This window comes from Synechococcus sp. R5-15, assembly GCF_047462035.1.
Classification (GTDB): Bacteria; Cyanobacteriota; Cyanobacteriia; order Thermostichales; family Thermostichaceae; genus Thermostichus.
On record NZ_JANSIK010000087.1, the window covers coordinates 1 to 12,230 of the forward strand.

Here is a 12,230-nt window from a genome sequence, read left to right on the forward strand (position 1 = left end):
CATGTTGGCAGACTCGAAAGTAAACAGAAAGATCAACTGGTAGTAATCCGTACTGAACATATTATACATTGTTTTCAGTATAGTTGAGCTTATTATTGACTAGAGTCATGCTCCCTACAGCTGTGAGTTCGCACCCCTATCTTAACAAAAGTTAACAGCAGCTGCCACGTTTGCGCGGCTACATCAGGACACCGCCGAACAAGGCTGGAATAGGCAGCGTTTTATGGGAGAGCTGGGTACACAACCCTCGGAGGGATCTGCATCTAGCGTGGATCAGTTGTATGCGACTCCGTATATAGTATTGGGTGATGCGGGATCCCCACCCAAAATAGGGGCTTTGCCCCTCGACAGAGGTCGAGCAGATGTTCTAACCTTGGCTTCTAGGGTGGCCCAAGAGCGCTCTTCAAGATAGGTGTGCCGGGGTGTTGTCAGCGATGGCCAACCGGGATCCTAAGGCTGAGAGTGTGCCGCATCGCTAGCCTAAGCCCTGTTGAGCAGGTTTAATCTGGGCAGCTTCTGCTCTGCCCCAGGCTGTTGGTTAGTACTTAAGGGATCTGACCCCATAGCAACCAGAACAAGGCGCGATGCCGGGAGTTGAGATGAGAATGACGCGTTGTAATGTAGTATCGCCTGTGCGCTCCCTCTGCCGCTGTGCAGCTCAGGTGGGCGGCGTAGCCGGGATCCTGATCGGAACAGCTTGGGGGGGTTTGGCTGTGACTCCTGTTTGGGCTCAGGAGAATGCCCTACTGGCTCAGGCAGCCGCAGGCCCCATGAGCCGGCAAGAGGTGGCGGAACGGCTGAATCTGGTGCCTGTTTTTGCCATTGTGTCTCAGAACGGCACCCCCGTTGTCGCCAATGTGGAGCGAGATGGCCGCACCATCCAAGTGGTTTCCTTCTGGCTGGATCAAGCCCAAGCCCAGCAAGTGTTGGAGCAGGTGAAAGCCAGCAACCCCGAGATAGCCAGTCAAGCCCGGGTGGTGCCTCTCTCGCTGGGGTATGCCTACGAAAAATCGGAAGAGGAGCGCGCCAAGAATAGTGACCTGTATTTTGAGGTGGTGCCTCGGGCTTCTGATGTGGAAGCAGCCAAGCAGGTGCTGAAGGAAACCGGTCAAGATGTGCCTGCAGAAGCGATTGGTGTGCCTCTGTTCTATGGCCGCTCCGGCGAGGGGCTGCTGACCATCGAGCAGGATGGCCATGAGGTGGTGCCCTTCTTCTTCGACCGCAACGATTTGCGGAGGGCTTTGGATCGGGCGGCGGCGCAGAACCCGGATGTGGTTGGGAAAACCCAGATTGAAGTGACCTCGCTGGCCATTGTGGTGGAGCGCATGTTGGCTCCCGACGCACAGGCCGATGTGCAGAAGATCGCTTTTATCCCCTCTCGCTCGGCGCTGGAGTACATCCAATCGCTGGCCCGACCGGCCAATCCTTCCGCAAGTCCCCAGCCTCAGCGTTAACCTAAGCCCCTGATGGGATCCCCGTCTGCTCTGGTGAAGCGGTTAACAGAGTGGCGTGCCCAAGCCCTGAGGGCGGCAAAAGCGGCTGGGATCCCTGCCGAGGAAGTGGAGATTTTGCTCAGGGAACGGCTGGGGTGGGGGCCATTGGAGCGGTTGATGGGTCGCGCTCCGGCTGGGGAGGGGGATCCCCTGGAGGAGGTGCAGGCCCTTTGGCGGCAAAGGGTGGAAGAGCGCATCCCCCTACAGTACCTGTTGGGCAAAGTTGAGTGGGCGGGCTTGAGCTTGCGGGTGACGCCGGCGGTGCTGATCCCACGCCCGGAGACCGAGCTGCTGGTGGAGCAGGCTTCCCTTTGGCTACAGGCCAATCCTCTGCCGCCGGGATCCTGTTTTGCCGACCTGGGTACAGGCAGCGGGGCGATTGCCATTGCGTTGGCCCATCAGCACCCCCAGTTGCGGCTTCTGGCCGTGGATTCTAGCCCAGAGGCATTGGCTGTTGCGGCAGACAATGTGGTAGCCCACCATCTGCAGGAGCGGGTGAAGTTGCTGCTGGGATCCTGGTTTGTGCCCTTGGATCCCTGGCGAGGACGGCTGCGCGGCCTGGTTTCCAACCCTCCCTACATTCCCTCTGCTGAGCTGGCCTCTCTCATGCCAGAGGTGCGACTGCACGAGCCGCGACAAGCTCTGGATGGGGGAGAAGACGGCCTAGCCCACTTGCGACTGTTGATTCAAGCAGCACCGGATTACCTGGCCCCGAACTCCTTTTGGGCGGTGGAAGTGATGCGAGGCCAAGCCCCTTGGGTGGCGGAGCAGTTGCAAGCTAGAGGCTGCTATCGGCAGATCCAAGTTCACCGAGATCTGGCCGGGATTGAACGGGTGGTCAGCGCCCACTTCGTCGGATAGAAAAGGGTAGGATCCCATAAGATGGGGTATCGCCGGAGCCGGAACTGTCCAAAACTTAAAGCTCCGAGCCCAGAGATCTGAGCACGGATGGGATCCCCTGTCCTTCGCCAGGAGCACTTCTTGAGGGAGCCTTCGCCTACAGCCAAACCCGACCCACCCTTACAGCAGGCTGCCTCTGCCGACAAGCAAGAGGCTGTGGATTGGCAATTTGCTTTTGAACGCTCTGAGGTGATGCGGGCCTTTCAACAAGAGTTGCTCGTCAGCATCGGCCATGAGCTGCGCAATCCCCTCAGCAGCCAGATGGGATCCCTGCAGTTGGTGTTGTCGGATCTATGTGACTCTCCCGAAGAGGAGCGGGAATACCTGCAAAGTGCCAAAGAGGCGGTAGAGCGCCTGATCAAGCTGCTTGAGGAATACACCCGCCTGGCTCGCCATGACCTGCCCATCCAACCTCTGCGACCGGAACCGACCCGACTACGCCCCCTCCTGCAGGATGTGTACAGCCTAACTCGCCTACAGGCCCAGGATCAGGGCATTCGCTACGAATGGCCGGTTCTACAACCAGCCCCAGCCTCTGAGGTGCCCCTTCTCCCCGATAGCCTCACCGTTTGGGCGGATCCCCACGGCTTGGTGCAGGCGCTGCTGGGAGTGTGTCGCTGGGGCATCCGCACCCTACGCTATGGTTCGATGGCTTTGCACCCCTATCCCACCGCAGAAGAAGAGGGGCGACTGTGCCTGGGGTGGAACCTTGAGGGGCGATGCCATGTGCCCATTCAAACAGAGGGCTGTGCCGTCTGGCGGGTAAGCGAGCGGCTCCTGAGAGAAATGGGAGGCCAGCTGGAACTCTGCGAAAGCGGCCCCTACCGAGTTGGCATCAAGGTGACCCTGCGCCTCGCCCATTGAACCCCAGGCCAGAGGGACTTGGGCCTATCGGCTTCTCAAAGCTGGCCAGTTGGCATCTGCCCTCTTGATCAAGCCGGGGATGTCGCGCTCCCAGTTACGCTGTACCCGCTGGTTGGCGTTCAGGTACAGCTTGTCATCGACGATTTTCCAGGCAAAGGGATCCACCGGGTAAAGGTAGTTGTGGGCCACGGCCCAGGCACAAAACCCGCCGTACTGGGGGGCAAAGCGCTCTGGGTCGTTGCGAAACCGCTCCCGATTCTCGGCGCTGGCAAACCTCCAGGTCACCCCTCCCCACTCCCATTCATACTCTGGGGATCCCTTGACCGGCTTGCCGTCGATGAAATAGGCCACCGGGTCATAGCCCCGCAGGGCCAGGCCATCCGTTGCAAAAAAGGGGCCCGGGGATCCCTCCTCGACAGCCCCAACGACCTGTCCTTGGGCTGGGAGAGACAGGAGCCAAGCTGGGTGAGAAGCAACAGCCCCAACCATCAGCAGCAGCGGGATCAAAGCCCAACGATTTTTGACCATCACAACCTCCCAAGTCCTCAATCGAAAATCGAAATGAGCAAGAAAGCCTTACTCTTCCCCTTCAGGTTCCAAAAGACATCTGACAAAAGACATCTGAGGAGATGCTGGCTTCCGGGGACTGGGAACAGTTTGGCCACAGCGAGGAGATTTGCCTGTGATTTGGATCTCGGAGATCTAAAAAAGCTCAACCTTCTCGGCGCAGGGCCAATTCGGCCCGATCCAGTTGCATTAGCACCCGCTCCACCTTTTCGGGGTTGAGAGGTCGACTGGAAGTGCGGTACTGGGAGGCCAGCGTGTTAAACACCGTGCGCAAAGTGGTAAAAGACTGCAGCTTATCGTAGCGATGGCCGTGGTAGCGCCCAGAAAACTCCTGGATGGCTTGCATGGCTTCCGCTCGCGCCTCTTCCGGGTTCATCAGGGGATCCCCTTCTGAAAGGACGGTGCGCAGGGTTTGGATCAAGGTCATGCTGTCTTCGTAATACTTGCCGGTGAGACGGGCAGCCTGAGCAACTGAGCTCGCTGAGCCCAGCAAAAGGGCTACAGACAGGAGCAGGCTGACAAGACGCAGAAAAAAAGTTTTGAGCATGGGGAACCTAATGTAACTTACTTTTAAGCATAAGCCACAGCAACACCAGAGGAGTCACCCAAAAGATGCTGTTCACCCCCTTCAGCGACTTTCTGCAGAAGCTGGGCCAGTACGGATCCCATTGGACAATGCTGGCCCTAATCTTGGGATTTGCCTGTGCTCACAGCGGACTGGCCTACTTGCGACCCTGGGGGGAAAGCCGGCTGGGATCCCGTCTGTACCGCATCTTCTTTGCTCTGGTGAGCCTCAGTTTGGCACCGCTGTTGCTCATCTATTTTTTCAACCACCGCTACGACGGGGTGATTCTCTGGGATCTCCAAGCCGTCCCAGGCATTCGCACCACCGTTGCTCTTTTGTCTGCCCTCTCTTTTTTCTTTTTGTATCCGGCCACCTTCAACTTGCTGGAGATCGCCGCCATTCGCAAGCCGGAGATCCACCTGTTTGAAACCGGGATCATCCGCATCACCCGTCATCCCCAAATGGTGGGCCAGGTGATCTGGTGTGTGGCCCATTCCCTGTGGATTGGCTCCAGCTTTATGGCGGTGACCTCGCTTGGGCTCATTGCCTACCACCTGTTTGCGGTTTGGCACGGGGATCACCGCCTGGAGCGGAAATACGGGCAGGCCTTCCGCGATCTCAAGGCGCGCACCTCCGTGATCCCCGGCTTGGCCATTCTGCAGAAGCGACAGCAACTGCGCCCCCAAGAGTTTTTTCGCTGGGCCTATCTGGGGGTATTCAGCTTTGTATTGATTCTTTATGCTTTCCATCCCCAAATGGTTTCTGCAGCCAGCCAAGTTGCCTGGTAGCATGATCCCAAAGAACTTCTTTAGTTTGGGAGTGATGGCCTTGCAAGTTGCTTTAGATGCTTTTAATCAAGAACTTTTGACAAGTGATGGGTTGGTTTTGGTGGATTTCGGCGCCCCTTGGTGTGGCCTGTGTCGCTTCATTCAGCCGATTACCGACCGTCTCGTAGCCGAGTGGGGAGGGGCGGTCAAAGTACTGCGGGTGAATGTAGACGACAATTTTTGGCTGCCGCGCCGCTATCGGGTGCGCTCTTTGCCAACCCTAATTTTGTTTGAGAAAGGTCAAGAAGTGCAAAGGCTGGAGCACTTCGCCAGCCGCGATGAGGTGCTTCGCCGCTGCGAGCAGTTGTTTCTTGACCACCTGCGCTACCTGGGTTCGGGAGCCTGCTCATCCTTGTTTGAGCCCCAAGCCCCGCCGCCCGGCGTGTAGAGGGTGATCACGTCGCCGGCTTTTAGGGAGCGGCTGATTTTGCCAGGCAAGGGATCCCCGTTGAGGAGGTTGATCCCCACTTGGCCTGGCCCGCCTCCCTGTTCTCCTTGGGGGGCATAGTGGCGCCGCTCGGTGAGCAGGGAGAGGGTGCAATCCTGCAAAGTCTGGATGGAGCGGATTAGCCCCCAGCCGCCCCGCTGTTGGCCATGGCCGCCGGAATCCTGGCGTAGCTCGTAGCGCAGTACCCGCAGGGGATACTCCAGCTCCAGAGCCTCGATGGGGGTGTTGAGGGTATTGCTCATGCCCACATGCACTCCGTCCAAACCCGGTCGTTGCCGGCTGGCCCCCTGACCACCTCCCAGGGTTTCGTAGTAGGTGAAGTGGCGGTTGCCCAGCACACAGTTGTTCATGGTGCCCTGCCCCTGAGCGATGCTCCGCAATCCGGCCACGGGAGCCAGAGCTTTGAACACCACATCGGCAATTCGCTGCGAGGTTTCCACATTGCCCGCCACCACTGCTGCCGGAAACTGGGCATTCACCAAGCAGCCGGGCGGCGCCACGATCTCGATGGGATCCTCCAGGCCGACATTGCTGGGGGCCGTGGGATCCAACAGACAACGCAGGGCAAACAACACTGCCGAGCGGGTGACGGCCAGCGGCGCATTCAGGTTTCCCGCCATGGCCGGAGCGGTACCGGTGAAGTCCACCCGCAGCTTCTCGCCCCTGACCTCCACCTGCACCCGAATCTCAAGGGGCGCGGGCGGATCCCCGTAGCCCTCCAACCAATCCTCAGCCGTGTAGATCCCATCGGGCAGAGCCTGAATTTGCGCCCGCATCCGCCGGCGGCTGTATTCGATCACCCCCGCGATCAACTGCCAAGCTTCCTCTTCTCCAAAGCGGGCCAGCAACTCCCGAAACCGGCTCATCCCCACTGCGCTGGCCCCCACCTGGGCCTGCAGATCCCCCCGCCGCTGCTCGGCATTGCGCACATTGGCCAGGATTAGGCGCAGCAGATCCTCCTGCCAGTACAACTCTCCTTCTAGAGAGAGCCCAGCCAGCCGTACCGGCGGGATCACCAGCCCCTCTTGCCAAAGTTCTGTGGAGTCGGCGGGCATGGAGCCAGGGCGCATCCCTCCAATATCAGCGTGATGAGCACGGTTCACAGCATAGGCGCAAATCCGGTCGGGATCCCTCCAGCCGGGAATGGCCGCGACCACCGTAACGTCCGGCAGATGGGATCCCCCCTGGTAGGGATCGTTGAGGAGAAACACATCTCCGGGTCGCGGGTTGGCTGCCACCACCGCTCGCACCGCCTGCGAAAGGGCGCCCAAATGCACCGGGATGTGAGCTGCCTGGGCAATGCAAGCCCCTTGCGCGTCAAACAGAGCTGTGGAGCAATCCCGCCGCTCCTTGATGTTGGCCGAATAAGAACCGCGGATGAGGCGGGCTCCCATCTCTTCGGCAATCCCCGCCAGAGCGTTGGCCATGACCTGCAACCGGATGGGATTGGAGACAGGATAGTTGCTATCCATATCCCTCAAAGCCTACGCCCCAGCCAAACGGCCACCCTGCGGATCCCTTGCCAGAACTGCAAACGACGTTGCCAGCGGGCAAGGGTATGGCGATTCTCGCGCAGACGATCCCGCAGACGCAGCAACTCAGCGGGAGTGGGAGCCAAGGCCTGTTGAGCTGCTTCTCGCCAATCGGCCATGGCCTGCTCTGTGACCCCAAGAGCCGAGCGCAGCTTCAAAATGACAGGAATGAGAGCAACCAGGGCCAAAAACAGCAAGCCGTTGAGGCCGCAAACTGCCCAGACAGCCCATCCCGAACTCCAATTGGCATTCACAGAGAGCTCCGGGTAGGGATCCCGACAAGGCTCACTGCTGCTGCAGCATCAAGGGGCGCAACACCCGGCCATCCCCCACCACAACCACCGTTGACAGCACCTGCTCACCACGGCGGAAGGTAATCGGCACCGATTGGCCTACTGGGGTATTTTGGATGATCTGCTGCACATGTTGCACGGAGGTGACCCGCTGCCCATCCACTCCAATCAAAATATCGCCCTGGGCCAGACCGGCTCGTTGAGCAGGACCATCCTGGAGCAAGCCGACCACCTGCACCCCCTGAACTCGAAGTGCGGGGCCGAACAGACGACGGCTGATGGCGCTCTGGGCTTGCTCGCCGTTCACCGTTTCAATGGCAACTCCAATGAAGCCGTTGCCGACAGCATAGGAGGCAGGCGACCACTGAACCCCGAAGCTGTTGGCGTCGCTGCTGACCTGAACCGTGGAGCCGTGGTGGTTGTAAGCTTCACCCCCAACCGAGTCGCAGGGGTAGGCCACAACTGCATCTGCCAGCAAGAAGGAGATGGGCAGGGCTAGGGCAAGCTTGAACAGATGGGTTGGTTTCTGCATGGTTCGACCCTGGAAACGGTGAAGTAGAAATGAGCTTGAATCCGCGAAGCACTTGGGTGGATGCACCAGCCAGGTGTGGGCAGCTTGCACCGCCCCTCCCTCAGTGATAAACCCAAAATCGCCAACTGTCGATAGGCTTGGCCGTGCTTCTGGGCTGGATCCCAAGGTTTTGCCGGCCTTCCTGTAGCAATTCTTCAAGGTCTTGGGATCCCTGGCAGCACTGGGTTGGCTCGGCGGGGCTCACAAACCGGCAAAGCGATCGGTGGCTTCCAGGAGGGCGGTGCGGATTCCGGGCTCGGTGATGGAATGGCCAGCATCGGGGATCATCCGAAACTCTGCTTCTGGCCAAGCCTGATGCAGCTCCCAAGCAGAGATGGGCGGGCACACCACGTCGTAGCGCCCCTGGACGATCACCGCCGGCAGATGCCGCAGCCGTCCCACCCCCCTGAGGAGCTGATCCTCCGGATCCAAAAAACCGCCGTGGACAAAGTAATGGCACTCAATGCGGGCAAAGGCCTCGGCAAACTCTCCCCGACCAAAGCGCTCGATGAGCTCTGGGCTGGGGATCAACTTGCTGGTGCTGGCCTCCCAGACGGACCAGGCGCGAGCTGCCCTCAGCCGTACCTGGGGATCTGGGTCGTTGAGGCGGCGGTGGTAGGCTGCCAGCAGGTCATCCCGCTCTTCGGGAGGGATCGGCTCCAGGTAATGTTCCCAAGCGTCGGGGAAAAAGTAGCCGGCCCCCGACTGGTAAAACCAGCGGAGCTCAAAAGGGCGCAAGAGAAAAATGCCCCGCAAGACAAACCCTAGGCAGGATTGGGGGTGGGTTTGCCCATAGGCCAGGGCAAGGGCACTGCCCCAGCTGCCCCCGAACACAAACCAGCGATCAATGCCCAGATGCTGGCGCAACTTCTCGATATCCGCCACCAGATCCCAGGTGGTGTTCTCCCGCAGCTCGGCATAGGGGCGACTTTTCCCGCAGCCCCGCTGATCGAACAGCACCACCCGCCAGCGGCTGGGATCGAAATACTGCCGGTAGATGGGATCGATCCCGCCTCCAGGCCCCCCGTGCAAAAACACCACCGGCTTGCCTGCCGGGTTGCCACACTGCTCGTAGTACAGGGTGTGGAGGGAGGAAACCGCCAGAAAACCTTGATCGTAGGGCTCGATGGGGGGATAGAGATCGCGCGACATAACTTGAAGCTCTGCTGGTCATCACTCTCAGGGTCTGCGCAGGGCAATGGTGGCCTTGGGCGGGATCCCTTCCTGAAAGGTCTCGCCATCCGCGGCCAGGATGACAAATTGCAGCTCCTGACCCGGCTGGGCGCCCAAATTGCTCCAGGGGATGGCCACCTCCAAACAGGCATCCACCACCGCCTTCACTTGATGGCCGATGGCGTGCCAGGTGTGGTACTCCCCTGCTTGCAAGAGCTGGGCTTGCACCTCCGCCGGATGCTGGCCGGTGCCGGGAGGCGGCAGCGACAGCTGCAGCAGGTGGCGGTAGTGGTAGTTGAGAGGGGCTTCTGCCGGCAACCCCTGCAGGGGAATGGGGCTGTTGACGGTGACGCGGTTGGGATAGAACCACAGCACCAGCAATTGCCTGGGCCGCTGCACCACCGAGTTAAAATCCAGCCGCAGGTAGAGGTTGAAGTGATCGAACCCGTACCAGAGGCGACGAACAATGCTGTTGCGGTGCATGGTGCCTCGGGCCGCTCCAATCTCCACCCGCCCGGCTTGGCTCCACTCCCGTTCTGCCGGACGACCGTTGATGGCCGGGTGGATAAACCCCTGCGGCAGGCGATCCCCTAGGCCGTCATGATCCTCTAGGGGAAATCGCAGCACGGTCGGCACTGCCTCTCCCAAAGCGGTGTAGAGCGCCTGCAGGTGCTCCCGAAACAACTGATCGAAAACGGCATCATGGGCGGAAGAGTGGCCTGCCCCAAACCACCAGAACCAATCGGATCCCTCGGCGGCCCAGAGGGCTTCCCAGGCTTGGGGATTGGCGCGGGGATGATCCTGAATCACCTGGCGGGCCTGAGCCAAGAGCTCCCAAGCGCGGTTTTTGACGGGATCCCCAATCCAGGTGGTGAAATCTGCCTCGATCCAGGAGCCGCTGTGAAGTTGCTCTGCCGGCAAAAACTCGGTGGGCGGAAACTGATCCAGAAACTCCGAAACGGTCACCAGCCGCAGGGAGGAGTGCTGGCTGAGGCGGGTGTAAAGGTTTTCCAAGAAGGGCCGGCCATCCTGGGGGTAGTACTCCCAGCAGTTTTCCCCATCCAGAGCGATGGTCACCAGCCAGGGCTGCTCCTGGGGCAGGCGGTTGCGGATGCTCTCCAGATGGCCAATGAGATCTTTGGCGGCAGCATCGGCGGGCATGGCGCTGTAGCTGAAGCCAATCAAATCCGAAAGGCGGTGATCCCGAAAGACGATGGCCAGATCCCCCCGCTCGGTTTCCAGGCGGTAGGGGCGGTAGAGCTTCTCCGGCTCCAGAATGTGGCCCTGCCCATCGCGATGAAAAGGCTGGCCCAGGCTCCACCCCAAAACCCCTTCGTCGGAGATGATCCACTCAAAGCCCTGTTTTTGCACAATCGGCACAATGGCAGGGCTTACGGATTGCTCGGAAGGCCACAGGCCCCGCGGCTCGCGGCCAAAGCGCTCCCGATAGATCTGCTTAGCCCGCTCCAGTTGGCTGTGGACATCCTGCTCCCAGTGAAAGGGGTAGCGAGGCAAAGGCAACCCTGGCCGAGCCACCCGCGCCGAGCGCTCGCTCACCAACAGGGGCAAGATGGGGTGGGTATAGGGGCTGGTGGTCAGTTCCAGTTGGCCGCTGCTCTGCAGTTTGGCGTGCTGGGGCAAGATAGCGCCGAGGATCTGTTGTTGCTTGGCGTAGATCCGCTGCCGATCCGCCAGGGTAAAACCGGATCCCATCTTAATCCAGCCCTCGATCTCAGGATCCTCCTGAAAGAGAGGATCAAACCAAGACAGGTTGTGCCAGGCCAGCAGATCCCCGAAGTCCTGCGGAGTCCAGTACTGCAGACACCAGTTCACCCCCTGAGATTCCCGTTGGTTGTAGAGCTGCCGGTAACGGGGATAGGGCTCGATCATGGTGGGGTAGTGGCTGTCGAAAAAACGCTCGACCACAAAGCGCAGTTGATCGGGGCTGAGCTTTTCGACAGGGGATAAGGTCAGTTCCAGGTAAGGATCAAAAGCCGAGCCGGCTACGTACTCTTCGATTTGCACAATCAGGGAGGGCACCAAGTTGACCGTTTGGTGCAGGCGGGGATAGCGCTCCAGCAGCAAGACCAAGTCCAGGTAATCTTTGATCCCGTGTAGGCGCACCCAAGGCATGCGATATTTACCCGCCACCGGACTTTTGTAGAGGGGTTGGTGTTGGTGCCAAACCAGGGCGACGTGCAGCGGGTAAGTCATGGGCGGTACCGGATCCAACCATCACCCGGATACTAGCCCATCTGTCTGGCTGGCGATCGTAAGAAACTCTTGAATGTCTGAGCTCTGCCGGTGTCGATGGCGGTGGGGAAAAGCTTGCCATTCGGCAGATTCCTCAGGAGAATGGCGGCAAATGGAAGAGCTGAGCCATGACTGCCGCTACCCACCTTCTGGAACAGTCGATCGTTGTCTTTTCCCAAAACTATTTGCCCATCAGCCGGGTCAATATCAAGCGGGCAATCGTGCTGCTGCTAACAGGCAAAGCCGAACCGCTCTCGATGATGAATGTGCCGGTGTGGAAGGTGCGCTCCCCCAGCCAGGTCATTGAAGTGCCCGAACATATTCGCCTGACCATCAAGGGCAAAGAGCGCGCTTGGCGCGTGCCCCCTGTGAATCGGCGGGAGGTTTTGCGGCGGGATCACCACACCTGCCAGTATTGTGGCAGCACCCACAATCTGACCTTGGATCATGTCGTGCCCCTCTCCAAAGGGGGATCCCACAGTTGGGACAATGTGGTGACGGCTTGCGAACGCTGCAATCAACGCAAGGGCAACCGCACCCCTGAAGAAGCCAACATGCCCCTGCGCAGCAAACCCCGTGCCCCTCTCCACCCGACGGTGGCTTTTGCGGAGCAGTTCTGGCGCGAACACCAAAGTCGGCAAGAGTGACATCCTCCCGGCGCTCATCCTATGGACAGAGCGCGGGCCACCCTTCCCGTCAGCAGGACGGAGTCCTTACCTCGCGGTCGGGCATTCCTGCCCCACG

Annotated in this window: 13 protein-coding genes; 6 read left to right on the top strand and 7 right to left on the bottom strand. The window is 59.9% G+C overall.

Features of this window, described 5'->3' with window-relative positions:
• The first annotated feature begins 605 nt into the window (after positions 1-605).
• The 3 genes from NW839_RS08045 to NW839_RS08055 all read left to right on the top strand — a co-directional run bounded on the left by NW839_RS08045 (position 606) and on the right by NW839_RS08055 (position 3,257).
• Entirely contained in the window at positions 606-1,454 is an 849-nt protein-coding gene (locus NW839_RS08045) for a Tic22 family protein (RefSeq protein ID WP_414350234.1), read from the top strand.
• A 33-nt stretch (positions 1,455-1,487) separates the two neighbouring features.
• Positions 1,488-2,354: a peptide chain release factor N(5)-glutamine methyltransferase gene (prmC, locus tag NW839_RS08050; RefSeq protein ID WP_414380567.1), complete on the top strand. Its 867-nt coding sequence runs from the start codon at positions 1,488-1,490 to the stop codon at positions 2,352-2,354.
• 87 nt (positions 2,355-2,441) lie between these two features.
• Positions 2,442-3,257, top strand: coding sequence for a sensor histidine kinase (locus tag NW839_RS08055; protein ID WP_148202698.1), 816 nt, complete (start codon positions 2,442-2,444; stop codon positions 3,255-3,257).
• A gap of 24 nt (positions 3,258-3,281) precedes the next feature.
• Here the strand turns inward: NW839_RS08055 and NW839_RS08060 are convergent, their stop codons facing one another.
• Both NW839_RS08060 and psb27 read right to left on the bottom strand, forming a co-directional pair.
• Positions 3,282-3,746 carry a YHS domain-containing (seleno)protein gene (locus NW839_RS08060; RefSeq protein WP_414350235.1) on the bottom strand — a complete coding sequence of 155 codons (465 nt, stop codon included), beginning with the start codon at positions 3,744-3,746 and terminating at the stop codon, positions 3,282-3,284.
• A 223-nt stretch (positions 3,747-3,969) separates the two neighbouring features.
• Positions 3,970-4,371 carry a photosystem II protein Psb27 gene (gene psb27, locus NW839_RS08065; RefSeq protein ID WP_414350230.1) on the bottom strand — a complete coding sequence of 134 codons (402 nt, stop codon included), beginning with the start codon at positions 4,369-4,371 and terminating at the stop codon, positions 3,970-3,972.
• Positions 4,372-4,436: 65 nt separating this feature from the next.
• Here psb27 and NW839_RS08070 point away from each other — a divergent pair, with 65 nt between their 5' ends.
• Together NW839_RS08070 and NW839_RS08075 are read left to right on the top strand one after the other, a co-directional pair.
• Positions 4,437-5,177 (top strand): NnrU family protein, encoded by a 741-nt coding sequence (locus tag NW839_RS08070; RefSeq protein WP_414350228.1) that lies wholly within the window; start codon positions 4,437-4,439, stop codon positions 5,175-5,177.
• Between the two features lie 34 nt (positions 5,178-5,211).
• Positions 5,212-5,604: a thioredoxin family protein gene (locus tag NW839_RS08075; RefSeq protein ID WP_414350227.1), complete on the top strand. Its 393-nt coding sequence runs from the start codon at positions 5,212-5,214 to the stop codon at positions 5,602-5,604.
• Here the strand turns inward: NW839_RS08075 and NW839_RS08080 are convergent.
• The 5 genes from NW839_RS08080 to NW839_RS08100 form a co-directional block, all read right to left on the bottom strand.
• Positions 5,541-7,136 (bottom strand): hydantoinase B/oxoprolinase family protein, encoded by a 1,596-nt coding sequence (locus tag NW839_RS08080; protein WP_414350226.1) that lies wholly within the window; start codon positions 7,134-7,136, stop codon positions 5,541-5,543. The genes NW839_RS08075 and NW839_RS08080 overlap by 64 nt on opposite strands.
• 5 nt (positions 7,137-7,141) lie before the next feature.
• The gene (locus tag NW839_RS08085; RefSeq protein WP_414329349.1) at positions 7,142-7,450 is read right to left on the bottom strand and encodes a hypothetical protein; all 309 of its coding nucleotides are present in this window, start codon (positions 7,448-7,450) and stop codon (positions 7,142-7,144) included.
• A gap of 31 nt (positions 7,451-7,481) precedes the next feature.
• On the bottom strand, positions 7,482-8,021 hold the full coding sequence (locus tag NW839_RS08090; RefSeq protein ID WP_238376905.1) for a PDZ domain-containing protein: 540 nt from the start codon (positions 8,019-8,021) through the stop codon (positions 7,482-7,484).
• A 240-nt stretch (positions 8,022-8,261) separates the two neighbouring features.
• A complete protein-coding gene (gene pip / locus NW839_RS08095) occupies positions 8,262-9,212 on the bottom strand; it encodes a prolyl aminopeptidase (RefSeq protein WP_414329348.1) in 951 nt (316 codons plus the stop codon).
• A 27-nt stretch (positions 9,213-9,239) separates the two neighbouring features.
• Positions 9,240-11,447 carry a glycoside hydrolase gene (locus tag NW839_RS08100; protein WP_414350225.1) on the bottom strand — a complete coding sequence of 736 codons (2,208 nt, stop codon included), beginning with the start codon at positions 11,445-11,447 and terminating at the stop codon, positions 9,240-9,242.
• Positions 11,448-11,614: 167 nt separating this feature from the next.
• On the opposite strand from NW839_RS08100, the gene NW839_RS08105 reads away from it, so the two are divergent.
• Positions 11,615-12,133 (top strand): HNH endonuclease, encoded by a 519-nt coding sequence (locus NW839_RS08105; protein ID WP_414350223.1) that lies wholly within the window; start codon positions 11,615-11,617, stop codon positions 12,131-12,133.
• The last annotated feature ends 97 nt before the right edge of the window (positions 12,134-12,230 follow it).